The 26541-nt window shown below is 43.0% G+C and carries 27 protein-coding genes; 3 read left to right on the plus strand and 24 right to left on the minus strand.

Annotated elements, in window-relative coordinates; all coding sequences use genetic code 11:
• Positions 1-5: 5 nt before the first annotated feature.
• Complete coding sequence (locus BM378_RS04085) at positions 6-1229, plus strand: EAL and HDOD domain-containing protein (RefSeq protein ID WP_036970026.1); 1224 nt, start codon at positions 6-8, stop codon at positions 1227-1229.
• 66 nt (positions 1230-1295) lie between these two features.
• On the opposite strand, the gene BM378_RS04090 is transcribed toward BM378_RS04085, so the two are convergent.
• The 10 genes from BM378_RS04090 to ccmA are packed head-to-tail and all read right to left on the minus strand — an operon-like array spanning position 1296 to position 9011.
• Positions 1296-2027, minus strand: a complete 732-nt coding sequence (locus BM378_RS04090; protein ID WP_036970030.1) for an MlaA family lipoprotein — start codon at positions 2025-2027, stop codon at positions 1296-1298.
• A 9-nt stretch (positions 2028-2036) separates the two neighbouring features.
• Positions 2037-3299 carry a c-type cytochrome biogenesis protein CcmI gene (gene ccmI / locus BM378_RS04095; protein ID WP_074988670.1) on the minus strand — a complete coding sequence of 421 codons (1263 nt, stop codon included), beginning with the start codon at positions 3297-3299 and terminating at the stop codon, positions 2037-2039.
• Positions 3300-3761 carry a cytochrome c-type biogenesis protein gene (locus BM378_RS04100; protein WP_036970035.1) on the minus strand — a complete coding sequence of 154 codons (462 nt, stop codon included), beginning with the start codon at positions 3759-3761 and terminating at the stop codon, positions 3300-3302.
• A complete protein-coding gene (locus BM378_RS04105) occupies positions 3758-4330 on the minus strand; it encodes a DsbE family thiol:disulfide interchange protein (protein WP_065978760.1) in 573 nt (190 codons plus the stop codon). The genes BM378_RS04100 and BM378_RS04105 overlap by 4 nt, the downstream gene beginning before the upstream one ends.
• Positions 4327-6282 carry a heme lyase CcmF/NrfE family subunit gene (locus BM378_RS04110; RefSeq protein ID WP_036970041.1) on the minus strand — a complete coding sequence of 652 codons (1956 nt, stop codon included), beginning with the start codon at positions 6280-6282 and terminating at the stop codon, positions 4327-4329. The genes BM378_RS04105 and BM378_RS04110 overlap by 4 nt, the downstream gene beginning before the upstream one ends.
• Position 6283: 1 nt before the next feature.
• Complete coding sequence (gene ccmE, locus BM378_RS04115) at positions 6284-6763, minus strand: cytochrome c maturation protein CcmE (RefSeq protein WP_036970044.1); 480 nt, start codon at positions 6761-6763, stop codon at positions 6284-6286.
• Positions 6760-6963: a heme exporter protein CcmD gene (gene ccmD / locus BM378_RS04120; RefSeq protein ID WP_036970047.1), complete on the minus strand. Its 204-nt coding sequence runs from the start codon at positions 6961-6963 to the stop codon at positions 6760-6762. The genes ccmE and ccmD overlap by 4 nt, the downstream gene beginning before the upstream one ends.
• 2 nt (positions 6964-6965) lie before the next feature.
• Entirely contained in the window at positions 6966-7703 is a 738-nt protein-coding gene (locus BM378_RS04125) for a heme ABC transporter permease (protein WP_036970052.1), read from the minus strand.
• Position 7704: 1 nt separating this feature from the next.
• Positions 7705-8391, minus strand: coding sequence for a heme exporter protein CcmB (ccmB, locus tag BM378_RS04130; RefSeq protein ID WP_036970055.1), 687 nt, complete (start codon positions 8389-8391; stop codon positions 7705-7707).
• Entirely contained in the window at positions 8391-9011 is a 621-nt protein-coding gene (gene ccmA, locus BM378_RS04135; RefSeq protein WP_118844096.1) for a cytochrome c biogenesis heme-transporting ATPase CcmA, read from the minus strand. Before ccmA ends, ccmB begins: the two co-directional genes overlap by 1 nt.
• Before the next feature lie 102 nt (positions 9012-9113).
• Here ccmA and fliK point away from each other — a divergent pair, with 102 nt between their 5' ends.
• The gene (gene fliK, locus BM378_RS04140) at positions 9114-11675 is read left to right on the plus strand and encodes a flagellar hook-length control protein FliK (protein ID WP_074988671.1); all 2562 of its coding nucleotides are present in this window, start codon (positions 9114-9116) and stop codon (positions 11673-11675) included.
• A gap of 6 nt (positions 11676-11681) precedes the next feature.
• Positions 11682-11990 carry an EscU/YscU/HrcU family type III secretion system export apparatus switch protein gene (locus BM378_RS04145; protein WP_036970060.1) on the plus strand — a complete coding sequence of 103 codons (309 nt, stop codon included), beginning with the start codon at positions 11682-11684 and terminating at the stop codon, positions 11988-11990.
• Positions 11991-12372: 382 nt separating this feature from the next.
• Here BM378_RS04145 and BM378_RS04150 read toward each other — a convergent pair whose 3' ends face one another.
• From BM378_RS04150 to flhA, 14 genes are all read right to left on the minus strand, one after another.
• Positions 12373-12774 (minus strand): DUF2802 domain-containing protein, encoded by a 402-nt coding sequence (locus tag BM378_RS04150; protein ID WP_036970062.1) that lies wholly within the window; start codon positions 12772-12774, stop codon positions 12373-12375.
• 16 nt (positions 12775-12790) lie between these two features.
• Positions 12791-13288: a chemotaxis protein CheW gene (locus BM378_RS04155; protein WP_036970065.1), complete on the minus strand. Its 498-nt coding sequence runs from the start codon at positions 13286-13288 to the stop codon at positions 12791-12793.
• Positions 13289-13309: 21 nt separating this feature from the next.
• Positions 13310-14056 (minus strand): chemotaxis protein CheW, encoded by a 747-nt coding sequence (locus tag BM378_RS04160; protein WP_036970068.1) that lies wholly within the window; start codon positions 14054-14056, stop codon positions 13310-13312.
• Between the two features lie 2 nt (positions 14057-14058).
• Positions 14059-14829, minus strand: coding sequence for a ParA family protein (locus BM378_RS04165; protein ID WP_036970071.1), 771 nt, complete (start codon positions 14827-14829; stop codon positions 14059-14061).
• A gap of 11 nt (positions 14830-14840) precedes the next feature.
• On the minus strand, positions 14841-15800 hold the full coding sequence (locus BM378_RS04170) for a flagellar motor protein MotB (RefSeq protein WP_036970074.1): 960 nt from the start codon (positions 15798-15800) through the stop codon (positions 14841-14843).
• 6 nt (positions 15801-15806) lie between these two features.
• Positions 15807-16571, minus strand: coding sequence for a flagellar motor protein (locus BM378_RS04175; RefSeq protein WP_036970076.1), 765 nt, complete (start codon positions 16569-16571; stop codon positions 15807-15809).
• The gene (locus BM378_RS04180) at positions 16564-17700 is read right to left on the minus strand and encodes a protein-glutamate methylesterase/protein-glutamine glutaminase (protein WP_036970077.1); all 1137 of its coding nucleotides are present in this window, start codon (positions 17698-17700) and stop codon (positions 16564-16566) included. Before BM378_RS04180 ends, BM378_RS04175 begins: the two co-directional genes overlap by 8 nt.
• 75 nt (positions 17701-17775) lie before the next feature.
• Positions 17776-20055: a chemotaxis protein CheA gene (locus tag BM378_RS04185; protein WP_074988672.1), complete on the minus strand. Its 2280-nt coding sequence runs from the start codon at positions 20053-20055 to the stop codon at positions 17776-17778.
• 15 nt (positions 20056-20070) lie between these two features.
• A complete protein-coding gene (locus tag BM378_RS04190) occupies positions 20071-20838 on the minus strand; it encodes a protein phosphatase CheZ (protein ID WP_036970081.1) in 768 nt (255 codons plus the stop codon).
• Positions 20839-20855: 17 nt separating this feature from the next.
• Positions 20856-21239: a chemotaxis response regulator CheY gene (gene cheY, locus BM378_RS04195; RefSeq protein ID WP_016708035.1), complete on the minus strand. Its 384-nt coding sequence runs from the start codon at positions 21237-21239 to the stop codon at positions 20856-20858.
• Between the two features lie 39 nt (positions 21240-21278).
• Complete coding sequence (locus tag BM378_RS04200) at positions 21279-21989, minus strand: RNA polymerase sigma factor FliA (protein WP_036971668.1); 711 nt, start codon at positions 21987-21989, stop codon at positions 21279-21281.
• A gap of 26 nt (positions 21990-22015) precedes the next feature.
• Positions 22016-22876, minus strand: a complete 861-nt coding sequence (locus BM378_RS04205; RefSeq protein ID WP_036970099.1) for a MinD/ParA family ATP-binding protein — start codon at positions 22874-22876, stop codon at positions 22016-22018.
• The gene (flhF, locus tag BM378_RS04210) at positions 22869-24353 is read right to left on the minus strand and encodes a flagellar biosynthesis GTPase FlhF (RefSeq protein ID WP_074988673.1); all 1485 of its coding nucleotides are present in this window, start codon (positions 24351-24353) and stop codon (positions 22869-22871) included. Before flhF ends, BM378_RS04205 begins: the two co-directional genes overlap by 8 nt.
• A gap of 20 nt (positions 24354-24373) precedes the next feature.
• Positions 24374-26485 carry a flagellar biosynthesis protein FlhA gene (flhA, locus tag BM378_RS04215; protein ID WP_074988674.1) on the minus strand — a complete coding sequence of 704 codons (2112 nt, stop codon included), beginning with the start codon at positions 26483-26485 and terminating at the stop codon, positions 24374-24376.
• Positions 26486-26541: the final 56 nt, after the last annotated feature.

Here is a 26541-nt window from a genome sequence, read left to right on the forward strand (position 1 = left end):
CAATTATGTATTTTTACGCTGCGCGCCAACCGATTTTAGATAAGGAAAAGAAACTCATAGGCTACGAGCTCCTCTTTCGGGATGGTGTAGATAATGTGTTTCCAGACATCGATGGCGATGAAGCAACTTCACGGCTTATTGAAGGGAGCCAGTTTAATTTCGGCTTAGAAGATTTAACCGACAATAAACCCGCTTTTATTAACTTTACTTTAGACACCTTACAAAAAGGCTATCCGCTGTTATTAGGTAAAGACCACGTTGTTGTCGAAATCCTTGAAACAATTCAACCGGGAAAACGCCTGCTTGCTTTAGTCAAAGATTTAAAAGAAAAAGGCTATACACTTGCCCTTGATGACTATATTCATCAACCTGTTTGGCGTCATTTTTATCCGTTTATCGATATTATTAAAATCGACTTTTTAAGCTCCGAGGCCGAGTCAATTAAAGAGGTAATTGAGGCAATAAAGCCTTTCCCTCATATAAAATTACTTGCTGAGAAAGTAGAAACCCACGAAAAGTATCAACTTGCTCTCGACCTAGGGTTTAGTTATTTCCAAGGTTTCTTTTTTTCAAAACCTGAAATGGTACAAAGTAAAACGCTGCCTCCGTCAGAGATGGCACTTGCTGAGCTTTTATACGAAACATCGAGTGTTGATCTAAACCTTAAGAAAATCACTGAAGTCTTTGAGCGTGATGTTAATTTATCTTATAAATTATTACGTTACTCAAATTCAGCCGCGTTTAAACGCCGTGCAGAAATAAGCACTATTAAACAAGCACTTATTGTATTGGGAAGTGAAGAAATTAAACGCTTCTTATCGCTACTTTTTGCTGCACAAGTGGCTGCTGATAAGCCTGCAGAGCTTATTCGATTATCACTCACTCGTGCTCGATTTGCAGAGTTATTGGCAATCAGTCACGGAAAATTCCGTGATACAGGAATGGCATTTTTAACCGGTATGATGTCCTTAATGGACGCTATTTTAGATGAAGAGATGTCTAGCGTAATGAATAAGTTGCCGTTGGCAAACGACATTAAAGTTGCGCTTCTTAAAGACGAAGGCCTTTTAGCCAGTTATTTACGCTTGGTAAAACAATATGAGCAAGCTAATTGGCAAAATGCCAATGAAATACAGCAAGCACTTGGTCTGAAGCCTGAAGAAGTTCCCGATGCATACCATGACGCTGTTAACTGGGCGAATGAACAAATGGCTGTGTTTGGCGACTAATACCACCCCGCTTCATCTCCATAAAAAATGCCAGCATTCATGCTGGCATTTTTTATAGGATACTTTTTAAAGATTTTCTAAGAAGTCTTCATCAAAGTCATCAGGCTCTTTTTCGATGGGGGGATTGCCATCGTGAAGCTCATAGAGCTGGCGCTGAAAATAGACATCTTTTACGAAGATATACGGATCGAGCGACTCATTTAATAAACTTTCTTGGTTTATCAATGAGGCACGGGCCTCCACTGCTTTTAAAACAAAAACCAAGACGGTTTGCGGTGTAGTCAGGGCTATTTCTGGTAATACGACGTTATCGACAACATCACCAGTTAAATTACGGGCTGTACTTGGTCCCATGCCTGGGATCATTAAGTAGGCACCATCACCAACTCCCCAAACACCCAGTGTTTGGCCAAAATCTTCATCCACTATCTCTAACCCCAGTGATGAAGCAACATCGAAGAGACCCAACAAACCGACCGTTGAATTGACTAAAAAGCGTGCCAGACTAATTCCCATATTACCAGGCTTACCTTGAAGACCCGCATTTACCATGTCTGTTGGTGCAGTGATATTATCGGTAAAATTCACAATACTGCGTCTAACAGGCATAGGCGTAACGGCCACATAACCAACCGCTGCAGGGCGAAGAATGTACGCGTCGAGTACGTCCATATTAAAATCGTACATTGGACGGTTAAATGACTGTAACGGGTCACGCTCATCAACTTTTTCTTCAGGAATTTGTGCGCATCCTGCTAGCACTACAAAAAAGATAAAAAATATACTGTGCCTAAACATCGGCTATCCTTACGGTATTAACTCATTAATTAGCAACGCGTATTCTTTAACGTTTTTACGCTCTAAGACATCCGAATTACCTTCCAACTCGCCGCTAGAAGTTACCACAGTCTCATCTTTTGATAAACGCGCGGTTAAAATAATTTTATCGACACTCGATAAATTTAAACCATCAACCATGGCATTACTATCACTGAGGGTCACCTCAAGTGGAAAGCTATACTCGGTCATTTTCACAACAGCTAATGGCATTTGTGGACCACTGGCTGCTTTTGCGAAAATAAACAAAGTGCCATTTTCAGGTTGTTTATTGCTAAGTGATTCATCTAAATTGACCGTGATTTTAATCTCGCTGTTGCTATCATTGACTGCACCAGCGCTTGCGACTTGTTGCTCATTATTTAAATGTGCATCAATTTCAGCAATACGCTGTGCAATCATTGGATAACGGGGATCATTTTGCTCCATACTAGCAAGTAACACTTCGAATGCAGTTTTAGCTTGCAACCAATCCTTACGCTCATACGCAATAAGTGCTAACAATGAAATAGCATCGATATTGGTGGGCTCAGCCTTGAGCACGCGAGATAACATTGTTGCAGCACGTGACATGTTTGCGTCACTGCCTTCCATTAAAAGTACCTGAGAGTAACTGATCAGCACTTGTTTGTTATCAGGATTCATTTTCAACACTTTATCAAATGACTGCATCGCCATGTCGAACTCATTCAACGACATAGCAACACGTCCAAGCAGCATCCAAGCCACTTCATCGTCACCGCTTTGATCAAGCTTAGTACGCAGTGCTAACGCAAACGCTTGTAGCTCATTTGCTGTCAAAGGCTCACCACTTTGCATTACTGCACGCTCACCATATGACTTTAAGTTTGCCATGGCATCGTGCCAGCCTTTAATCTGTTGCTGACTGCCGGTGTAGCTGTAGAAAATAACCGTTAATGTAATTAAAAACACGGTTCCGGTTAGTGCAAAAATACGATTATTACCTTTACTATTCAGTGCTTTTTCTGGCGAAAGCTCGTTTAATAAACGACGCTTTAACTCAATAACCGATTCACTGTGCATATTTTTATCAATACGCTGGTTGTCTAAATCAGCTTTCAATTCTTCTAAACGTTGGTAATAAATTCGGATCAATTCCGAGTTTGCATTGTGATCAAGGCGTTGAATACGTTCGCGTTTAAAAAACGGCACCACAACAAACAGCAATGCAATCAGTGTGAGTAAAACAAAAGAAGCCCACATTAATGCCATTTAGTTTTGCTCCTGACGTTGATTTTGTTCAATTAACTTAGCGAGTAACGCTTCGTCTTCTGTTGTCCAAGTTTGTTTAACCGACGCTTTACGTTGACGCAAAACAATAAAGCCAAAACCCAGCACCACAATCAATACAGGTAACACCCACAACACTAAAGTTGCTGGTGTAACAGGTGGATCGTAGTGAACAAAATAGCCATAGCGATCAATCATGTAATCAATCACTTCCTCTTTGGTTTTGCCATCTTTAACGAGCGCCAACACTTTATCACGGAGATCCTTTGCCACAACGGCATCTGAATCGGCAATATTTTGATTTTGGCACTTAGGACAACGCAGCTCTTTCGTTAACTCACTAAAACGCGCTGCTTGTTCGTTATTATCAAATTGATATTTATCTTGCTCTGCAAAAGCACTCACCGTGATCAGCAAGCTTACTAAAAAAATCACCCACCTCATTGCTGTAGCTCCTGCATTAACGGTGCAAACTTAGCTCGCCATACACGCGGGTTAATATCGCCAGTATGGTGAAGTAAAATAGTACCTTGTTTATCAACTAAAAAGGTTTCGGGGGCACCCGATACACCTAAGTCGAGAGCCAAGGTGCGTTTTAAGTCTAAAATATTAAACTGGTATGGGTCGCCAGCACGATTGAGCATACTCGTGACATCGTCACGTAACGCATTAATATCAAATTGACCGTCAAAGTCAGGGTCATAACCTTGCTCATAGTACAAGCCGATAATTTTAACGCCTTGTTCTCTGAGCTCAGTTAAGTAGCCTAATTCAGCCAAACAGGTTGGGCACCATGTGCCCCATACGTTAAGAAGATACACTTCACCTTTTAAATCAGTGTCAGTCCAACGTTTAGACTCATCCATTAAATCAGGCAAATTAAAAGTAGGCATCGCTTGACCAATGCGCCCTGTTTGCAATTCACGTGGATTAGCAAATAAGCCTTGGTACAAAAATACGCACAGTAAAACAAAAACCAGCAAAGGCGCTAATGCTAACAACTTTCGGTTCATGCTGCGGCCTCCCCATTCAATGATTTTTGACGGTAACGCTTATCGCCTAAGACTAAGAAACCCGCGAGTGAAATTAAAATACCACCAAGCCACATCCAACGAACAAACGGTTTGTGGTAAATACGCAACGACCACGCGCCTTGGCTAAGTTGCTCACCAAGCGCTAAATACAAGTCACGAGTAAACCCTGCATCAACCGCAGCTTCTGTCATAAATTGCATGCCAATGTCGTAACGACGCTTTTCTGCATGTAAGACGGTTACTTGCTTGTCGTTTTTAAACACGGTCACCACACCTGCATGACCACTGTAATTCGCACCACGGATTGCTTTAACACCGTCAAAACGATACTGGTATTCATTAAGCGCGACTTTATCACCCGGCTTCATCGATACATCGCGCTCAACTGAGTACGCAGAGGTTAAGGTAACGCCAGCAATTACAAATGCTAAACCAACATGACCCAATACCATCGCCCAATAACTCAAACCTAGACGTTTAAAGCCCTCAGACAAGGTCGTGTGAATAGTCACTTTTGACACTAAATCGACAAACGTTGTGACAAAAATCCATATCGCCAGCGTTGTGGCTATAAACGTGATTGGCGCCACTACATCATAGCTTGAGTACAGCCATGCAGCAGTTGCAACAACACTGACTACTGCTGATAACGCAAGCTTATTTTGTAGCATTGACCACTTATTTTGTTTCCATCGTAGTAGCGGCCCAATTCCCATTAAAATAGCGAATGGAACAAGTAAAATAGCAAACATTTTGTTAAAGAATGGTTCACCAATAGAGATACTGCCTAAACCAAGCTCTTTATGGATCATAGGTAACAACGTACCTAACAGAACGATTAAAGTCGCTACAACGAGAAAGATATTATTAAGCCACAGTGCCACTTCGCGTGATGCAAACTTATATCGCCCTTCACTTTTCACTTGAGAAACGCGCAGTGCATACAGGCTCAAACCGCCACCAACAACAATCGCTAAAAAGGCCAATATGAACATACCGCGATTAGGGTCTGAGGCAAACGCATGCACCGAAACAATAATGCCTGAACGCACAATAAAGGTGCCTAATAGGCTCAATGAAAACGCAGCTATTGCCAGTAGTACTGTCCACGACTTAAATACACCACGCTTTTCTGTGGTCGATAATGAATGCAATAACGCGGTGGCAACAAGCCACGGCATTAACGAGGCATTTTCCACTGGATCCCAGAACCACCAGCCACCCCAGCCTAGTTCTGAGTATGCCCACCAACTGCCGATAGTAATACCAAACGTTAAAAAGCCCCACGCTGTCATTGTCCAAGGTCGAGACCATTTTGCCCACGTATTATCAAGCTTGCCGGTAAGGAGTGCAGCAATCGCAAACGCGAATGACACTGATAAACCCACATAGCCCATGTAAAGTAATGGTGGGTGGATAATCATGCCAGGGTCTTGAAGAAGTGGATTCAAATCTCGCCCTTCAACAGGGAAATAAGGCAGTAATCGTTCAAATGGACTCGACATTAACAAGGTGTAAAGCATAAAGCCCACGCCTAAAAAGCCTAAAACACCCAGTACACGCGCACGTAATACCCAAGGCAATGATTTAGAACGCATTGCAACAACCGCAGTCCACCCTGCTTGCATCACTAACCACAACAAAATAGCGCCTTCATGGCCCCCCCACGTCGAGGTAATTTTGTAATACCAAGGTAAGGTGCTACTTGAGTGGTAGGCTACGTAAGAAACGGTAAAATCATCAGTTAAACTGGCATAAATAAGCGCAGCAAAAGAGAGCAGTACAAACACAAACTGGCCCACTGCCAGTGAGGGCGCCGCACGCATCAGGCGTAAATTACCAGTATGAGCCCCCCACAATGGAAAAATACACAATAAGACACTGAGCACCATGGCCAGTGTGAGTGAAAAATAACCGAGTTCTGGGATCATATTAATTACCGCTTTCTAAGTTATAGGTCGGTTTTTCGTGCTTGATACCTTTCACTGCTTCAGCAACTTCCGCAGGCATGTATTCTTCATCATGCTTAGCGAGTACTTCAAACGCATCAATTTCGTTGGCATTCACAAGCACCCCTTGGGCTACAATCCCTTGGCCTTCACGAAATAAGTCTGGCAAGATGCCTTGGTAATTAATTGTCACCATTGGGCCTGTATCAATCAGTTTAAAACTGACTTTAAGGCTTGATTCATCACGCACAACTGAGCCTGGCACAACCATACCGCCAATACGCAATTTTTGACCTATGTGCGGCTTTTCTTTGTTAGGGCCTTTACCATCAACAAGCTCACTCGGCGTATAAAATAAATTAATGTTTTCTTGTAGTGCATATAGCACCAAACCAATCGTTGCGCCCACACCGAAAATGATGGCGACAACAGCTAATAAGCGTTTTTTACGTCTTGGATTCATTGCCCTGCCTCTTGCTTCGCTTTTTTAATGCGCTCTTCTCGTTGTGCTTGTTGCTTAACTGAAGAGAAAATACGTTTCGTATCGTTTAACGAACTCACTAAAATACCAAGTAAAATTAATGCACAACTGCCAAATGACAACCACACATAAAAGCCATAGCCTCCCATGGCAATAAAATCTGCAAAAGAATCAAACTGCATGATTAACCTCGCTCAAGCATTTGACGCACCCACGGACGGTGCTTTTCACGCTGTAATATTTCATTTTTAAGACGGATCAACGTCACAGTCCCGACAAAGGCAGCAAACGCAACAATATTCACCATTAATGGCCAAAACATGCTTGGGTCAATCGCTTTTGTATCAAACTTTGTGATTGTGGCACCTTGGTGAAGGGTGTTCCACCACTCAACTGAGAAGTGAATGATAGGGAGGTTTATTACCCCAACAATGGCCAAAATACACGCGGCTCGCCCTGCGGCTTTCTTATCTTCAAAAGCATGGTATAGCGACAACACACCTAAGTATAAAAATAACAGAATAAGCTCTGACGTTAAGCGTGCATCCCACACCCACCAAGCGCCCCACATAGGTTTACCCCAGGCTGCTCCGGTGATTAATGCGATTGCTGTTACACACGCTCCAACAGGCGCAATTGCAATCACTGCAAGTTCAGCATTACGTAGTTGCCATACTAATGCGATCACTGCGGCAATCGCCATAGAGGAATAAGCACCCATCGATAAGATTGCAGATGGGACATGGATAAAAATAATTCGGTAGCTGTCTTTTTGTTGGTAATCTGCAGGTGCATAAGCCAGCCCCCAGACCCATCCAACAATCATACACACTACCGTCACGACGGCGAAATAAGGCAGTAAGGTGTTACACAATTGGTAAGCACGATCTGCTTTTGCGTAGGGATGTAACCACTTCCACATATTAACTTACACTCACTTTCAATGCTGACGATATGGCAATTGGCGCAGCTAAAATCGCAACGATTAGCATGGCGCCAAGGATTGCAAGCTGTCCACTATACGCAAGCTCCATTGAACTGGTGTCGATAGCAGATGTTGCAAAAATTAATACTGGGATATACAAAGGCAACACAAGTAAGCTCATTAAAATGCCGCCTTTTTGTAAACCCACCGTGAGTCCAGCACCGATTGCGCCTATAAAGCTTAGCAAAGGTGTGCCCAATAACAGGGTTAGCACTGTAGCAAGAAGTGCTGAACTTTCTAAATTTAATAACAAAGCGAAAACTGGCGTCATTAATACCAAAGGCAGCCCCGTAATCACCCAATGAGCAGCCACTTTAGCCAATACTGTCAAAGGTAACGGGTATGACGAAGCTATAAGCTGCTCTAATGTGCCATCGTGGTAATCATCACGAAAAAGTTTGTCTAAACCAAGCATGGTTGAAAGTAATGCGGCGACCCAAATAATACCCGGTGCCATTCGTGCTAATAAACCCGGTTCAGGTCCAATCGCCAGAGGGAAAAGAGTGATAACAATCAGAAAAAATAGAATAGGATTAACGATTTCAGCACGCTGACGAAACGCTAATTTAAGATCTTTTGAAAAAACCGCAGAGAACAGTTGCCAATAAGAGTGCTGCTTTACCATCAGTGGCGATACTCCAAAGTCACCGTTTTAAGGTCACTAAACTGTGTCGTTAAATCTTGGTGCGTAGTGAGAAGAATAGCCCCACCAGCATTTAAGTGTTCAACGAATCGTGCTTGTAAAAATGCCACACCGCTTTTATCAAGTGCTGTAAATGGCTCATCTAAAATCCATAACTTTGCACTGTTTAGCCATAGTCGCACTAAAGCCACACGACGTTGCTGTCCTGCGGAGAGCATGCGTACTGGCACATCTTCAAGTCCTACTAAACCAATTTTGGCTAAGATAGGATAGAGATCTTGCTGTGTATCGTAACCATTAATCTTTAGCCAAAATGCCACATTCTCAAGCGCCGTCAGTTGGCTATTCACACCTGTTTTATGACCGATAAATAAAAGCGATTGCGCATACTCATCGTAGTATTTTGCAATCGAACGGTCTTGCCATAAAACATCGCCCTCATCTGGCATAGCGAAACCAGCAATAATACGCAATAATGATGTTTTACCAGCCCCATTCGGACCAGCTAACTGCATAATTTGCCCCGATTTCAAGCTGAAATTAAGATCCGCAAACAAACAACGATCTTGCTTGATGCAGGTGACGGCCTTAATGTGTAACAAGATGATGATTCTCTATACCCAAAATTAGGCGTTAGTCTACCATAATGATAGGGTAATACGAATATTGCTTTATAACGATTAACTTATATTTGATCTAAAATAATGAATAAACAAAGCCAGTTGACTCTCACCACTCACCTAAACCTTGATCCAAAAGGTATACATTCGGCTGGTCAACAACACCCCAACGATGCGTTAAAAGCACTCACAGAACAGCACTTAACAGCACGCAATATTGTTGTAACTAAACATACTGTGCAAATGGATGTATTAATTAATAACATCTGGCAAACCTTACGCTTATCGACAGAACAAGCGAACCCACAACTTGATAAATTTTTAGCCGCAACCATTCAATTAAGCAGCGATGGTAAACAACTGACAATATCACCCTTACCCGTAACAATGACGCTGAGTAAAGCGCCTCAGTTACACGCTTTACTTAATCTGTTAACACAGGGTGACTCACGTACAACCGCTCCCTTACCTGCAAACCTTGCTGCAAAAAAGCCGGCTTTACAATTACCCGTACTCAATACTGAATTTGTACTCAATAACACCCTTGCAGCACTCTTAAAAACAGAAACCCCACTCAAGGCTGTGATAGTGCCTGCCAGCAATAAACACAACGAGTTTTCGCTGACAATCATTAACCGTTTTGGTGATTCACTTCACCAACAAAGCATTAGCCAGCAAAAGGTCGCAGAACTTTTGGCAAAACTCACACCTGAGCTAAACCTAAAGCTATCTGGGCAACAAGTGCAGTTGAACATACCTGAAAAGCCAACGTCCTCCTTAACAGTGCCATTAAATACTCTGCCCTCTAAGCAAGTAAAAAATATTCAAGCTCAATGGCAGTTAAGCCCGCTTAGTTTAATAATGACACCTAAAGCAATTAAAGACACTATCACGCTTATTAACCAAGCGCCTGCACAGCAAATAACACTTAAAAACTCTCTCGCAGAGACCTTTATTCAAGCACTGCAAAGCCAGCGCAATGCCTCCCCTAAACAGCATGTTGAATTAACGCCACTAAGCACCACAGACTCACCGATTCGCTCATGGTTAAAAGGCAGTTTTGCCGACCTAAAAACGCGCATAACCGATGCTGTTCGTTATTTCGAAAAACTACCCGCTGCAAATAAAGCCACAAATAATTCACTTGATGCTGCATTGAACACTAAAACCGACTCAATCAGTCAGCTTGGCTTTAATGCTAAACGACTCGATATTGTCAAACTCGCGGCTTTTGAAAATAACAGGCCAACCGAAACACGATTCCATCAGCCAACATCAGCAACCGCTGTGGCTGATGCACCAAAGACTCATGCCCCCTTAGCCAACACTTCAGGGACAACAGCTACAATACGAGCGCAGGTCGAAAACCCGATGCTGCCTGTTAGCTTTACTAAATCGGCGCCACTTGTTCAGCTATTTAAATTGATTAAAGCAAGTGTTTTTCCACGCATCAATAGTCAACAAGCAATTGAATTACAAAAACTAATCCCCGCTGAGGCTAATAAAACTCAGGGGACAGAGTCGCCATTAATAAAGCCTCACGCTAAACCTGTTGCAGCAAACCAAATGACACTGACCCAGCCGCCAAGTAATGTAGCAAGTCTCAAAACGCAACCAGCGCTGACACACCCCAAGTTAGACAAACTGCTGACAGATGCGAGTAATACATTAAAAATGCAGCCACCTTATTTAGCGTTGAAAGAGCCTAACTTAGCGCAACCATTACAACCCATTAGGCCTTTAGAGGCGGCGTTAATTGCAAAGTTACTGCCTTTACCTAACACCAAAAGTAGCGCAGTCAGTGAGCTTCCTGTACAGCTGAGTCAAAAAATCAATGAACTAAGTGAGCAGAACAAATCCCCCTCAGTCGATTTAAATAGATTGGTGAATCAAGCATTTAATAGAATGATATCAAATCAAAATGTACACCCTTCAACCATTGAGCGTGAGTTACTGAGCATTATAAGGCCCTCAAGTTTGACACCTCAAAGCCAACAAGCCAGTTTTACTCAAGGGCTTGAACAATTAGCTATAACCACACTCGCGGCCCCCATCGTAAGCCAAGCCCCTACAAACCTTAGTTTTAATAATCAAACAGGGCTTGATGCACTTTTACAAGTGTTTGTACCTAACTTTAAAGCCGTGAACAGTAATAAGTTACTCGAACAGCTTCAACAACCTAGCTTGCAAGCCATGGCCGCAGAACTAAGCCAAGTAAAAACAGCGCTCACTCAAGTGCAAGCAACACCGATTAACCAGCAACAAGATGCCAGCGCCCTCGCGCAATTTTTCTTACCCATGAAACTCCCCCCAGAAACAGGGCAAACAGAGATAAGTCTTGGGCAATACAAAAAACCCAGTAAAAATAAACTCGAGAGCAAGAATGTGTGGTTTGTTAGGTTAAACTTTGACTTTGCAACGCTTGGTAAACTGCAAGTAACGGCTGAGGTTATGGATACCGCGGTCGATTGCCAATTGCTTGCATCGTCGCAAGAGGTAACCGCTCTAGCGCACCCGCATTTAGATACACTGCGCCATAAGCTCGCTAGTCATGGTTTAAATGTAGGAGAGTTAAGTTTAAAACAAGGTGCAACGACTCATCAGGCATTTTATAAATCGCATGCCATCATCAACATTAAGGTTTAATATTCAATGAGCGAACAATACACACATAAGTCAGCCATTGGTCTTCTCTACGAAGCTGGAAACTCGCCAAAAGTAACCTGTAAAGGATTTGGTGAGCTGGCAGAAGAAATTGTGAAGCTTGGCGAACAAAAAGGCATTTTAGTTCATCAAGATGCTGATTTAGCAAAAACACTGTCACATCTTGAGTTAGGTGAAGAGATACCGAAGGAGCTTTATTATGTGATTGCTGAGCTTATTGCCTTTTCGTATGTTTTACGCGGTAAATTCCCCCCTGGTTGGCAAGATTTTCAAGGCAAGTTAAATATTCAGGCTTAAAAAGGAACGTCCTTTCACATAATTAAGTAATACCATTCCGCTTAATTAAGTGGTCTATTTTGAGGCAATAAAACCGCGTTGATAACAAGGCAAAAATTTAGTTATTTAGTTGTTCTAAATCAGAAATTTTTAACGCAGGTAGCGACTGGTTTGATCACTCAAAATGATTAAGTATTTTTGCGGATTGGTATAATCTATATCAGGTAAAAAATGGTGTCGATGGAAAGGCAAAAATGTCGTTATTTAGTTGTTCTCGGCAATTGATCCTACCCTACCTCCTGCACCCATGCAGTCGTAAATCAGACATTTTTTAACGCAGCTAGCGACAGGTTTAATCCCTCAAAATGATTAAGCATTAGTGCAAGTAGGCAAAAAGGTGCTCTTAAGCACCTTTTTGTTTATGAAGCGACATAAGTAACTCAGCTTCAGCTCTGGGTAGTTCACATTCGTGAATAATCTCTTCGAGATCAGCACCCAGTTCAACCATTTTGACCGCGCGCGAATAGATTTTCGCATTAGGATCATCATATTTTTGTGCGTCTTGCAGTTGCTCAAGCTCTTGGCTTTTTTCTTCCACTGCGACAACACGTTTGCCAATACTTAGCATTCCTGCGCGCATTTCAGCCACTTCACTACGCAGAATACTCAGTTGTTGTTGAGTTTCTTGCAGTTGTTTTTGCTTTGCTTGAATAGCCGCGGATTGTTTATTGTTATTAACAAAAATAAGCCCCAAACACACTAATACAAGTAGGATTGAGGCACCAAACAAGGAGTATAACAGCATATAATTTCCAAACGCTTTATAGTGCGCTCAGCTCGTCCCACTCATCGTCATTTAATAGCTTATTCAGATCAACCAAGATCAATAACTCACCATCACGGTTTGAAACGCCTTGGATAAACTTAGCGCTCTCTTCAGTGCCAATATTTGGCGCACTGTCGATTTCAGAGCTGCGTAAATAAACAACTTCAGCCACACTGTCGACTAAAATACCAATAACTTGTTTTTCGGCTTCAATAATAACAATGCGCGAATTGTCTGTTACTTCTGCACCCATTAAGCCAAAACGTGCACGCGTGTCGATAACCGTGACAACATTACCACGCAAGTTAATAATACCCAGTACATAAGAAGGCGCGCCTGGTACAGGAGCAATTTCGGTATAGCGAAGTACTTCTTGTACTTGCATTACGTTAATGCCGTACGTTTCTGCTTCAAGTTTAAAGGTTACCCACTGTAACACTTCATCGTTGCTATCAGCATTTTTATTCGCTGACAGTAGTCTTTCTTCACTCATGCTATTACTCCGTAATAATAGTTACTGCTCACGGCTGTCTAAGCCTTGCTCTAGCAATTGATATAAATTTTCAACATCAATCAAGGCACACATTTTTTCTTTGATAACCCCAGCAAGCCAAGGCCGCTTACCTGATTTTGCTCGCCATTTTACATCTTCTTTGCGAAGCGTAATATTATTTACGAGCTTTTCAGCCAACAATCCCCATTGGCTATCACCTAAGGTGATTAAATACTGATAATCTAGTGATTGTTCTAGCTTTTCATTATACTTTTCTGGCATAACCCAGCGAGCGGTGTCTACCACATTCAGTTTTTCATCGCGGTTAAGCATGACCCCTTTAAACCACTTAGGCTTACCAAATAATTGGTTTACCTCTGCAAGTTGATGGATACCGCCTAATGCTTTTAACGGCACTGCAAGGGTTAACCCTGCCACCTCAAAAAATAAAGCCTGAAACTCACCATCAAAATAGTCTTCTTGACGTTCAGATGACGTTTTAGCTGCAATGTCATTGCTAGATTTCTCGACTATATCTTTGATATTAGCTTGGTTCTCGGTTTTCTCAAGCTCTTTAGTCGGTTCAACTAGGGGTATTTCGGGTTCAGGTGCCGCTTCTGGCGGAGCAATGTCTACTTTTGGTTGTTTTACTTGCTCCAGTAATTTTGCAACAGGCTCTAGATTTTGTTCAGCAGGTTCATCTTCGCACAGCAAGGCACCCAAGTATTGGGTCATCACTTTTTCATTGGCAAATAAATGCTTACTCATCGTTAACCTTGTGCAATTAAGAAATCAAGTAACGCGCGATATGCAAAAACCCCGCGTGAACGCGGGCAAAATTGAATCGGCACTTGTTGTGCCAAACTCGCATCTCTAAATTTTGTATCCACCGGCACTACACCAGACCACACTTTGTCTTTGTAATTATCCTGCAACGTTTTATAGGCTTCAAGGGATGCTTTAGTCCGCTTGTCGTACATAGTAGGGATAATTGTATATTGGTATTGTTTCGACTGTGAAGTTTGCATTAACTCCATAGTACGCATCATTCTATCAAGCCCTTTCAATGCCAAGAATTCAGTTTGCACAGGAACCAAAATACGCTCACTGGCAGCTAATGCATTAACCATTAGCACCCCAAGGACTGGCGGGCAGTCAATGATAGCGTAATCATAATGCTCACTAATTTTAGCCAGTGCTTTTTTTAAAATAAGGCCCATGCCATTTTTGTTGCCCATGCTTCTATCAAGCGTTGCTATGGCCATGGTCGCGGGCATTATATCAAGGTTTTCAAGCGTTGAAGGGCACAGCGCCTGTAAAATTTCTTCACTTGCCATACTATTGCCGCGGGCAAAAATATCATAAACACTGACTTCCAGCTCTTCTGAATCAATGCCAAAATAATAAGTAAGTGACGCATGCGGATCGGTGTCTATGAGTAAAACGCGCTTTCCTTGTAATGCTAGAATACCAGCAAGACTAACAGCTGTTGTTGTCTTCCCTACTCCACCTTTTTGATTCGCTACTGTCCAAATTTTCACATCACACCTTATTATTGTTCATTGCGCGTGGTAATTCGAATCCCACCATGGGGTAATTGAATCACTTTAATGGTGTTATCATTGCTTGGCAACTCAATTTCAGCAGGCTCTTCAGGTGCGACATCCATTGGTTGATCATTATTTTGCTTTGGCTCTGGCGGTAAACCGTATTTAGATAATGCCACCACGACTTTACGATTTTCGGCTCGACCTTGTGCTGTATCATTACTGGCAAACGGTGAATACTGGCCATACCCTTCAATTGCCATTCGTGCAGGGTTTATTCCTAAACTTTCAAGCTCAACAAGTATAGACGTGGCACGTGCAACAGATAACTCCCAGTTAGAACGAAACATTTCATTACGGATTCCTTCGTTATCCGTGTAGCCTCTAACGCGAATATAGTTATCAACAGGGGCAATAATCTCTTTAACTAGAGCAACCACTTCCTTTGCTCGTTGTTGTGCAACTGCGCTACCCGATGAAAATAACATGCCTGAGCTCAATTCTATGATAAGCCAATCTTGATGAAGCTCTAAACTAGCCTCACCATCCCGAATTTCATCGATTAATGCCGATTGTAACTTGGTAAGCAAGCTATCAAGGGGTTTACCTAAGTGCTTTTTATCTATATTGCTGGTTTCACTTTGACCGTCGAGTAACTCGGGGCCTTGCTCATCTTTACGTATACTTTCACCGTACAAAATGTCGTTTTCAGGGGTCACACGGTCAGTTAAAATACCCGTCCCATTGACGCCTGTGCCTGCCTGCTCCTGTTTTCGAGCTGACTTTTCAAACACCTGCTCAAGCGAATCAGACAAAATTTGAAAATCTTCATTCTTGCTAATAGCGATAGCGTACATAACAACAAAAAAAGCGAACATGATAGTCATGTAGTCCGCATAAGAGACTAACCAGCGCTCTGTGTGCTGGCTTTTTTGAGAGGTATGACGCATACGACGGCGCATCATAAAAACTTACTCACTGACTAAGCTTGGACGTTCAACACGGTACGCCTCAAGTTTAAGTTCAATATTGAGTGGGCTCTCGCCTTGAGCAATCGCAATAATGCCTTCAGCAAGTAATTCGTGATACAGCATTTTTTGTTCAATCTGTTGTTTTAGCTTATTTGCCATTGGCAGGAACAATAAATTAGCTAAACCGACGCCGTAAATCGTCGCAATAAACGCCGTTGCAACGCCTGCGCCTAACTTTTCTGGGTCAGTAATAAATTGCATTGCCTGAATAAGGCCAAGCACGGCCCCTAATATGCCAATTGTGGGGCTATAGCCGCCCATTGCTTCATACACGCGACTGACTTCTAACAGACGTTCGCGTTCAAGCATTAAATCAATTTCTAGCGTATCTCTGAGCTTATTTTCGCCGGCGCCATCAACAAGCAAGCTTAAACCTTTTGCAGCATAGGGGTCTGGGTGCGCAAGCGCTTCAGACTCTAAAACTAAATACCCTTCTTGACGCGCTTTTTGTGACCACCGCTTCACTTGCTCAATCGCGGCGTCCACATCATGATAAGGCGGAAAAAACACCCAGTGACTAATTTTCAGCGTTTTAGTAAACACACTGCCTGGCGTTTGCAGCATGACCGCACCTAAAGTTCCGCCAAGTACAATAATTAAGGCAGGACCATTGAACAAAGCACTGACAACCCCTCCCTCAAGCGCGTAGCCGAAGGTTATGGCACTAATAGCAACGATTAATCCAAGAAAAGACAGCTTATCCACAGCCAGTCTCACGTATTAAGCGTGTAGCAACATCATTAAGAGCTAGGTTTTCACTGGCTAAACCCGCATTAGCAACGGCCTGTGGCATACCATAAACCACACTGGTTTTTTCATCTTGTGCCCAAATAGTGGCTCCCACTTGCTTCAGCATGCGAGCACCATCACGACCATCAGCCCCCATACCAGTCAGCACCACCGCTAATACATCACCACCAAATGCTTTTGCAGCACTGGCAAATGTCACATCGACACTGGGTTTATAGGTAATACGCGGACTGTCATCTTCAAACACACGCAGTGTGCGTGCAGAGCCACGTCCCTCTATCAGCATTTGCTGACCACCCGGTGCTAAATACGCAGTGCCAGACATCAGTCTGTCACCCTGCTGTGCTTCTTTCACATTGATTTTACACAGGCCATTTAAACGTGCAGCAAACGCTGGCGTGAATGCAGCCGGCATATGTTGAATAAGTAATATGGGGTGCGGAAAATTAGCAGGTAGTTGCGTTAATATTGTTTGCAGCGCAACGGGGCCACCTGTCGAAGTGCCAATTGCAACAACTTGGTACTGCTTCCCTGACGCTCTAACATTACTCGACGGCGAAGGCGCTGCGGGAGTTGAACGGCTAAAACTACGATCTGGCTGAACAATGCCGCCAGTTCGCGTGCTAGTTGCAGGTGTCGGGGACGCCGGACGAGGTGAAGTCAAAGGACGTGTAAAACGAGAAATACGGCGACGCCCTATTTCCTTTACTTTATTTTGTAGTAAGGCAATCGCTTCTTCATTGTTTCTTGCAATGTCTTCAAACTTTTTAGGCAAGAAATCAAGCGCCCCCGCGTCCAGTGCATCTAGCGTGGCTGTTGCACCATCTCGGGTTAACGAAGAAAACATTAATATTGGCGTAGGCGTTGCTGCCATAATTTCTTTAACAGCACTAATGCCGTCAAGTACCGGCATTTCAACATCCATTGTAATAACGTCTGGTTTTAGCTCACGCGCTTTATCAACTGCTTCGCGGCCATTTACAGCAAACCCTATTACCTGAATGTCGCTGTCTTGCTCTAATATTTCGCTTACTCTGCGACGAAAAAAGCTTGAATCATCAACAACTAATACTTTGACTGCCATTAGCACTCTCTTGTTATTTATGCCATAAAGTGCAGCATATTAGCTGCACTTTAAAATTATTGAGCCTAACTATTATTAGCCAACGTAATGTTTTAGCATACTTGGTACATCTAAAATCAGTGCAATGCCACCATCAGAAGTGATTGTTGCGCCTGCCATACCTGGTGTACCTTGCAGTAAAGCATCGAGAGGTTTTATCACCACCTCTTCTTGACCAATTAATGAGTCAACGACAAAGCCCACTTGCTTAGTACCAATCTGTACGATAACCACATGACCTTCTGCTTTACGCTCTTGGCGATTGGCTCCTTTCACTAACCAATGTTGTAAATAAAATAATGGAATCGCTTTTTTACGGACAATAATTGTCAGTTGCCCATCGACAACGTTGGTCTTTGTTAAATCAAGATGGAAAATTTCACTCACCCCAGCCAGTGGTAAAGCAAAGGTTTGCTCACCCACAATAACCATCAGAGTCGGCAAGATTGCCAGTGTTAAAGGTACTTTGATCTCAAGTATGGTTCCAACACCTAGCTCAGACTGAATGTTCACAGAGCCATTTAGTTGGGTGATTTTGGTTTTCACCACATCCATACCCACACCACGACCTGAAATATCTGAGATTTCCTCTTTGGTTGAAAAACCAGGTGCAAATATTAAATTATACGCTTCAGTGTCCGATAAACGACTCGCTTGGTCGTGATCGATAACCCCTTTGTTTATTGCTATTTTTTTCAGCTTCTCAGGATCCATACCTGCACCATCATCACGAATGGTTAGCAGAATATGATCGCCTTCTTGCGATGCAGAAAGCGTAACTGTCCCTGTACGAGGCTTACCGGCCGCTTCGCGCACCGCTGGCATCTCTATACCATGGTCAACAGAGTTACGCACTAAGTGAACAAGTGGATCAGCAAGGGCTTCAACTAAGTTTTTATCTAAGTCGGTTTCTTCACCGACCAATAGCAAGTTGATGTCTTTTTTCAAGCTGCGTGCTAAATCACGAACAACACGCGGGAAACGACCAAATACTTTCTTAATTGGCTGCATGCGGGTTTTCATTACCGCACCTTGCAAGTCTGCCGTGACGACATCTAGGTTCGAAATGGCTTTCCCCATCGCCTCACTGTTGGTGTTATTTGCAAGGCTCACTAAGCGATTGCGCACCAACACCAACTCACCAACCATGTTCATAATTTGGTCTAACCGTTTAGTGTCGACACGCACGGTTGTTTCAGCTTGGGGAGGCGGCGCTTTTTTCGCCGCCGCAGCAGCCTGTTTCTCGGGCGCTTTTTCAGTTGGCGCAGGCTTACTCGTTGCAGGTTGTGGCGCAGATTTAGCAGGCTCAACCTTTGCAGCCACTGGGGCCGCAGGTTTTGTTGGCTCAACTTTGGTTGTTTCTGGCGTTTGCGGCTTATCTGTCTCTAATGATTGCGGCGCACTGCCTTTGCCATGTAATTCATCAAGTAATGCTTCAAACTCATCATCACTAATTTCATCATCAGAGCCTTCATTACTGACTGCAGGGGTGCTTTGCTCGACCACAGCGCTTGGCTCAGCGGGAGCTTGGCTGGTAATTTTGTCGGCTTTTACTTCACCAAAACTGCCAACGCCGTGAAGCTCATCTAATAAGCTGTCAAACTCATCATCGGTAATATCATCGCTGTCACTGCTCATGGTGTCTGATGTGATTGATGCAGGCCCTTGGCCTTTACCGTGCAACTCATCGAGCAAGCTTTCGAATTCATCTTCAGTAATTTCATCTATGTTTTGTGGTTGAGCTTGGGTATCACCCAATCCCCCATCAAATAACATATCAAATGCAAACGGATCGTCGTCATCAATATTACTAGAGACATCAGCAGTAACTTCGGGTGTATCAATAACCGGTTCAGGCTCAACAGTGACTTCTTCTGCTACTTCGTCTGTTACGGTTGTGTCTTCACCAGCGAGCTCTTCTGCTGTTGGTGGTTGACTTAATTTATGTAGGACGTCTAAGAGGGCTTGATCTGCTGGCTCTGGTTGTTCACGATTTTGAATTGTCGCGAACATTTCATTGATTGTATCGAGGGCTTGTAAAATAACATCCATAAGTTCTGGAGTTACACTGCGCACGCCTTGGCGCAACAAATCAAACACATTTTCAGCACCATGACACGCATCAACAAGTTCAGTCATGCTTAAAAAGCCTGCGCCACCTTTTACGGTGTGAAAGCCTCTAAAAATAGCGTTTAGTAAGTCTTTATCATCTGGATTATTTTCAAGCTCGACCAATTGCTCTGACAAAAGCTCTAAAATTTCCCCTGCTTCAACAAGGAAATCCTGTAAAATATCTTCATCGACTTCAAAGCTCATGCAGCTACTCTCCTCTTAGAAGCCCAGACTTGATAATAGGTCATCAACTTCATCTTGTCCTGAAACAACATCATCGCGTGACTCTTTATCAATAATTGGCCCTTCTGGACCTGCCAGCGTATCGCTTTGTGCAGGTGCTTTGTCTATGGCCTGTTTTTCTTGTTTTATTTGACCATCGTCTTGACTGCCGAATACAGTTAAGAGATTGATTAAACTGTCTTCTACTTCGCGCACTAATTCGATAACACGGCGTATTACCTGCCCCGTCAAGTCTTGATAATCTTGCGCCATTAGCACGTTGGTCATCAAGCCTTGTAACTCATCTGTTTTGGTGTGCGAGTTATTCATGAACTTATCTAAGCTGTGGCATAACGTTTTAAATTCACCGAGTTCAATTTCTCGATTCATTAAACGATCCCACGTTGGTTTAATCGTGGCAATTTCATCAGCGAGCTGTTGTGCTATAGGCAAACTAGCTTCCACGGCATCCATCGTTTTATTGGCCGCGCTTTCAGTCATTTCCATAACATAATTCAAGCGCTGCTTTGCATCAGGGATTGCTTCTGTTGTTAAATCTGTGAGTCGAGTATCAAGATCGAAGTTTTTTAGTGCTTCATGAAGTTGTCGTGTCAATTTACCGACTTCAGCAAACAACTCTGATTGTTCTTTTGATGCTGTTTCAAGTATCAGCTTATCAGCTTTCTCTTGTTCACCATTTTCAAGATACTCAACAAGTTGACGAGCTTGCTCTAAACTTATTTGAGGCGCAGCAAGTGCTGACATAAGCCTCTCCCCTTAGATTAACCTAAACGTTCAAACACTTTTTCCAATTTGGTTTTCAGTGTCGCAGCAGTGAATGGTTTGACGATATAGCCATTAACACCCGCTTGAGCAGCAGCAACAATTTGTTCTTTTTTCGCTTCAGCTGTCACCATTAACACGGGGATATGTTTAAGGCTATCATCAGCACGAATTGCGCGTAATAGATCAATACCTTGCATTCCAGGCATATTCCAATCTGTTACAACAAAATCAAACTCTTGATTTTGCAACATCGGCAATGCTGTTGAACCATCATCAGCTTCCTGCACATTGGTAAAACCTAAATCCCTTAACAGGTTTTTAATGATACGTCTCATTGTAGAAAAATCATCAACAACAAGAATTTTCATGTTTTTATCCAAAACATCCTCCGGTGAGGTTTGAACCTTATTTACTTACTACTAATTAATCCAGTCATTGATTTTTGCTTTGAGCTTAATCATCGCCTGACCATGTATTTGACTCACACGCGATTCGCTAACATCGAGTATGTGCCCTATTTCTTTTAAGTTCATTTCATCGTTGTAATACAAAGACAAAACGAGTGCATCTCTTTCTGGTAACGATTGGATAGCCGTCAATAGAGACTGGTTAAACCGTTCATTTTTAACATTATTAAACGGTTTGTCTAGTGCTAAATCATGCCCCATAGGTGTGATGACGTCTTCATCAACGCCTAAATCCTCTATACCCAGTACCTTACTGGAATTTACATCATGTAGAATATGATGGTACTCATCCAGTGTAATATCAAGTTTTTCAGCAACTTCTGTGTCTTTTGGCTCACGGTTTAAAATACTCTCTAAATCCGAAATCGTTTCAGCGACAAGGCGTGCATTACGGTGAACTGAACGGGGAGCCCAATCACCTCGACGGATTTCATCGAGCATAGCCCCTCGAATTCGAATACCCGCAAATGTTTCAAAACTGGCCCCTTTACTCGCATCAAAATTTTTCGACGCTTCTATAAGGCCAATCATACCTGACTGAATCAAATCATCGAGTTGCACACTGGCAGGTAAACGAGCAATTAGATGACACGCCACTTTTTTGACTAAAGAGGCATGTTTTTCAACAATCGCATTTAAATTCTGTGCTGATTGATATCCCATCGCTTTATTCACCGATGTTGTCATAGTTAACCGTTTACTAGTTTTTCAATAAAAAATTCTAAATGACCTGACGGTTGATTTGGAATTGGCCACTTAACTGCTTTCGTTGCTAATGTTTTAAATGCCACAGCGGCTGGTGAGTTTGGAAATAACTCCACAATCACTTTTTGGCGGCGGGTCGATTTGCGCATATTCTCGTCATACGGAATGGTTGCGACAAGTTCCATAGACACATCTAAGAATCGATCCGTTACTTTTGAGAGTTTAGCAAATAATTCTTGCCCTTCACGCATACTGCGCACCATATTGGCAACTATTTTAAATTTGTAAACGCCATGCTCACGACTTAACACTTTAATTAGGGCGTAAGCGTCGGTAATTGAGGTAGGTTCATCGCACACAACAACAACAACATCTTGTGCTGCACGCGAAAAGCTTAATACCATGTCTGAAATACCCGCAGCGGTATCGACAATTAAAATATCAAACTCAGTATTTAGCTCGCTAAATGCGCGAATAAGCCCCGCATGTTCTGACGGTGTTAACTCAACCATACTTTGCGAGCCCGAAGTCGCTGGCACAATTTTTATACCTGCTGGGCCTTCGACAAGAATTTCATCCAGTTCACACTCACCAGATAAAACATGAGATAAGTTTCTCTCGACACGTAAACCAAGCATTACGTCACAATTTGCCAACCCTAAATCGGCATCTAATACTAATACACGATTTCCCAGCTGACCTAATGCGATCGCGGTATTGAGTGACACATTCGTTTTACCCACACCACCTTTGCCGCCAGTGACAGCGATAACTTTAACGCCACTATTATTATTTTGATTCATTTTGCGCAGGCCGCTTGCTTGATCTAATACTGTGTTAATCATACATCCCTACTGTGTTCGACGCTACTGCTTGACGTCGTGAATGTTGTGCTTTTGCTCGTTTTAAATATAATTGCTCAGCTTTTTTTACTAGTTTTTCTGCATTCGCAACGCGAATATCTTCAGGAACACGCTGACCATTAGTAAGATACCCTATTGGCAAGCGATTTTGAATCGCAATACTAATAATCTCACCTAAACTAAGTGATTCATCTAACTTAGTGAAGATACAACCACTTAGTTGCACTTTTTTAAAGTGGCGAACGGTTTCTTGTAGCACGTTAATTTGCGCTGTTGCACTTAACACTAAATAACTGCGAATGTCGACACGCTGATTGCGCATTAATGTATTAAGTTGCTCAGTTAAGCGTAAGTCGCGTTGACTCATACCCGCAGTGTCTATTAATACTAGACGCTTATTGCGTAAATGGTATAACACTTCAGCTAATTCATTTGCGTCTTTAACTTGTTTCACACCACAGCCAATAATGCGGCCATAAGTGGCTAGCTGCTCATACGCTCCAATACGGTAAGTGTCTGTTGTAATAAGCGCGACTTTATCTGCACCATATTTTTGTGCTCCAAGGGCTGCCAATTTCGCCACGGTGGTGGTTTTGCCCACCCCCGTAGGACCCACTAAAGCGTACACACCGCCTTGACGTAAAATTTCATTATTTGTTGTATGCATTTGGTTTTCAACCATTTGCAACAAAGCTTGCCACGCTTGTTGACGCGAAACGTCATCAGGAATAAAACACGCCATTTGCTCCGCAACATCACGCTCAATGCCCATACCGGCTAGGCGATCAATCATACAAGCACGGGTAGGATCGCGACGCGCCATGTCTTGCTGCATCAAACCAGATACTTGATGTTCAAGTAATTGACGAATGGCATTCATTTCTTCACGCATCGTCGCCATTTCTGAGTGGTTTGCGGGTGCGGCCGTTTTGTGTTCTGCTGGTGAATCTAAATCGTCGAAGCCTGTGTCTAAATCATCATCAAAACCTAGGCTATGTGCTTGTGTTTGCACTCGCGGTGCTGCTTGCTCTTGATAGCGAGGTTTTGCTGAATATTGCGGCTGCTCTTGCGGCGCAAAACCGTGTGTTTTTGGCTGATAATGTTCACTCGTTTCAATACCAGATTGATTAAACATTGAAGCAAGCTCTGGCGAACGAGGGCGTGGGGCTTGACGCTCTAGTAACGCTTGTAGGCTGTCTGCAACTTGGGCTTGTGGCTCAGGTTTAGCACGCATAGGTTCTGGTTTAACGAAGTTATGCGACTGTTGTGGCGCTGTGTGTGCAGGCACCGGTTTCGCTTCGGCTTTTGGGGCTGCTTTGTCATAATCAACAGCGGCGACAATTTCAACACCATTCGCTAACTTTTTGTTAGACATAATAACCGCATCAACACCTAATTCATCTTTCACTTCTTTTAGTGCGGTGCGCATATCTTTAGCAAAAAAACGTTTAATTTTCATGGTACAACCCCTTTACTATCCTATTGTTGGCCTACTGAGCTGACAATCTTAATCTGTCTTTCGTCTGGTACCTCTTGGTAAGACATTACCCTTAAACCTGGGATGGTGTACTTAACAAAACGAGATAACACAGTGCGTAACATTCCTGACGTTAGTAATATCGAAGGTTCGCCGGCCATTTCTTGGTTTTGATGCGCTTCATTTAATGATTCCTGAAGTCGCTCTGCAAGTCCTGGCTCTATTCCGGCACCTTCGTCACCTGCATTTTGAAGTGACTGATGCAACATCTGTTCCAACTCAGGCGCCAAGGTTATGACAGGGATTTCAGATGACATACCAACCGCATCTTGAACAATCAATCTGCGCAGTGAAATTCGCACTGCAGCCGTTAGTACATCTGGGTCTTGGCTACGTGGGCCATATTCAACAAGGGTCTGAACAATTGAACGCATATCACGAATTGCGACCCCTTCGTTAAGTAAGTTTTGCAGCACTTTTACAACCGTGGTCAATGGTAATACGTCAGGAACCAGTCCCTCGACAAGACGAGGATGACTTTTCGCTAACATATCAAGTAGGTTCTGTACTTCTTCATGACCTAATAGTAATGCTGCGCTGTTTGTTAATAGCTGGCTAATATGGGTTGCCACGACAGTAGCTGCATCAACCACGGTGTAACCCAATGATTGGGCTTCATCTTTCTGGTCTGGCTTAATCCATACTGCATCGAGTCCAAAAGCAGGATCTTTTGTTTCAACACCTTTGATTGGGCCAAATACTTGCCCTGGGTTTATAGCAAGTTCGTCACCATGCTTAAGCTCACCTTCACCACTGGATACACCCATCATTGTGATACGGTAGGCGTTAGGGTCTAACTCTAAGTTGTCACGGATATGCACGGGCGGTACCAAGAAACCGAGTTCTTGCGAGAGTTTCTTACGCACACCTTTAATACGGTTAAGTAGCTCTCCCCCTTGCGACTGATCAACCAGTGGAATTAAGCGATAACCGACTTCTAAACCAATCACATCTACTTGCTGTACATCGTCCCAACCCAATTCTTTTTGCTCTTGCTTGTTAGCAACACCGGTGCCTGGCGAGCCCCCATTTGCTTCCAATTCAGCTTTTTCTGCTTCTGCTTTAATTTTTTGTTGTTGGGTAAAGTAAGCAAGGTAACCTAACAATGCGCCCAAGCTTAAAAATGCAAGATGAGGCATGCCTGGCACAAGGCCCATGGTGATCAAAATACCTGAAGCGATAAATAACGACTTTTCGTTTCCTAGCTGCGACTTAAACTGATCGCCCATGTTATGCGACTCATTTTGACGCGTTACAACAATCGCAGTACCAATTGAAAGAAGTAATGAAGGTAATTGCGCAACGAGACCATCACCAATGGTTAATAAAGTATATACTTCCATCGCACGGCTGAAGCTTAAGTCATGTTGAATCATGCCGACAAATAAACCACCTACGATATTAATCACAAGGATCACAATACCGGCAATAGCATCACCTTTTACGAATTTACTGGCACCGTCCATTGAGCCATAAAAGTCGGCTTCACGGGTTACTTCTTCACGGCGCTCACGAGCTTGCTCTGCACTAATAAAACCTGCGTTTAAGTCAGCATCAATCGCCATTTGTTTACCTGGCATAGCGTCAAGTGTAAAACGCGCTGACACCTCTGAAATACGCCCTGCACCTTTGGTGATAACCACAAAGTTGATAATAATGAGAATAAGGAACACAACAAGACCAACGGCATAGTTACCGCCGATAACCACCGAGCCGAACGCTTCAATTACTTTACCAGCAGCATCCCCGCCATTATGACCTTCAAGGAGTACCACCCGAGTACTGGCAACATTCAATGCAAGACGCATAATTGTGGCTATTAGCAGCACGGCCGGAAACATACCAAACTCAAGGGGCTTCATGGTGTAAACCGTAACGAGTAACACCACCAGCGCAAGCGCGATATTAAACGAAAAAAGAATATCTAAAAGAAAAGGAGGCAGAGGTAAAATAACCATGCCAAGGGCTGCAAGCACCAGTAATGGTGTTCCAAGCCCCTTCGCATACTCTTTTTTATCTTTATTAAGTTGTTGTAATACCGCTTTAAATTCCATAATTCAACAATTTCAAAAAATTGACACTACACGGAATTTGCAATAACTATTCCAAG

Origin of the sequence: Pseudoalteromonas lipolytica (assembly GCF_900116435.1) — a bacterium.
GTDB lineage: Bacteria > Pseudomonadota > Gammaproteobacteria > Enterobacterales > Alteromonadaceae > Pseudoalteromonas > Pseudoalteromonas lipolytica.

Coding starts and splice junctions, on each gene's coding strand:
- BM378_RS04085 (WP_036970026.1), top strand. CDS start 6: ATGTATTTTTACGCTGCGCGCCAACCGATTTTAGATAAGGAAAAGAAA.
- BM378_RS04090 (WP_036970030.1), bottom strand. CDS start 2,027: ATGTTTAGGCACAGTATATTTTTTATCTTTTTTGTAGTGCTAGCAGGA.
- ccmI (WP_074988670.1), bottom strand. CDS start 3,299: ATGGCATTAATGTGGGCTTCTTTTGTTTTACTCACACTGATTGCATTG.
- BM378_RS04100 (WP_036970035.1), bottom strand. CDS start 3,761: ATGAGGTGGGTGATTTTTTTAGTAAGCTTGCTGATCACGGTGAGTGCT.
- BM378_RS04105 (WP_065978760.1), bottom strand. CDS start 4,330: ATGAACCGAAAGTTGTTAGCATTAGCGCCTTTGCTGGTTTTTGTTTTA.
- BM378_RS04110 (WP_036970041.1), bottom strand. CDS start 6,282: ATGATCCCAGAACTCGGTTATTTTTCACTCACACTGGCCATGGTGCTC.
- ccmE (WP_036970044.1), bottom strand. CDS start 6,763: ATGAATCCAAGACGTAAAAAACGCTTATTAGCTGTTGTCGCCATCATT.
- ccmD (WP_036970047.1), bottom strand. CDS start 6,963: ATGCAGTTTGATTCTTTTGCAGATTTTATTGCCATGGGAGGCTATGGC.
- BM378_RS04125 (WP_036970052.1), bottom strand. CDS start 7,703: ATGTGGAAGTGGTTACATCCCTACGCAAAAGCAGATCGTGCTTACCAA.
- ccmB (WP_036970055.1), bottom strand. CDS start 8,391: ATGGTAAAGCAGCACTCTTATTGGCAACTGTTCTCTGCGGTTTTTTCA.
- fliK (WP_074988671.1), top strand. CDS start 9,114: ATGAATAAACAAAGCCAGTTGACTCTCACCACTCACCTAAACCTTGAT.
- BM378_RS04145 (WP_036970060.1), top strand. CDS start 11,682: ATGAGCGAACAATACACACATAAGTCAGCCATTGGTCTTCTCTACGAA.
- BM378_RS04150 (WP_036970062.1), bottom strand. CDS start 12,774: ATGCTGTTATACTCCTTGTTTGGTGCCTCAATCCTACTTGTATTAGTG.
- BM378_RS04155 (WP_036970065.1), bottom strand. CDS start 13,288: ATGAGTGAAGAAAGACTACTGTCAGCGAATAAAAATGCTGATAGCAAC.
- BM378_RS04160 (WP_036970068.1), bottom strand. CDS start 14,056: ATGAGTAAGCATTTATTTGCCAATGAAAAAGTGATGACCCAATACTTG.
- BM378_RS04170 (WP_036970074.1), bottom strand. CDS start 15,800: ATGATGCGCCGTCGTATGCGTCATACCTCTCAAAAAAGCCAGCACACA.
- BM378_RS04180 (WP_036970077.1), bottom strand. CDS start 17,700: ATGGCAGTCAAAGTATTAGTTGTTGATGATTCAAGCTTTTTTCGTCGC.
- BM378_RS04185 (WP_074988672.1), bottom strand. CDS start 20,055: ATGAGCTTTGAAGTCGATGAAGATATTTTACAGGATTTCCTTGTTGAA.
- BM378_RS04190 (WP_036970081.1), bottom strand. CDS start 20,838: ATGTCAGCACTTGCTGCGCCTCAAATAAGTTTAGAGCAAGCTCGTCAA.
- BM378_RS04200 (WP_036971668.1), bottom strand. CDS start 21,989: ATGGGATATCAATCAGCACAGAATTTAAATGCGATTGTTGAAAAACAT.
- BM378_RS04205 (WP_036970099.1), bottom strand. CDS start 22,876: ATGATTAACACAGTATTAGATCAAGCAAGCGGCCTGCGCAAAATGAAT.
- flhF (WP_074988673.1), bottom strand. CDS start 24,353: ATGAAAATTAAACGTTTTTTTGCTAAAGATATGCGCACCGCACTAAAA.
- flhA (WP_074988674.1), bottom strand. CDS start 26,485: ATGGAATTTAAAGCGGTATTACAACAACTTAATAAAGATAAAAAAGAG.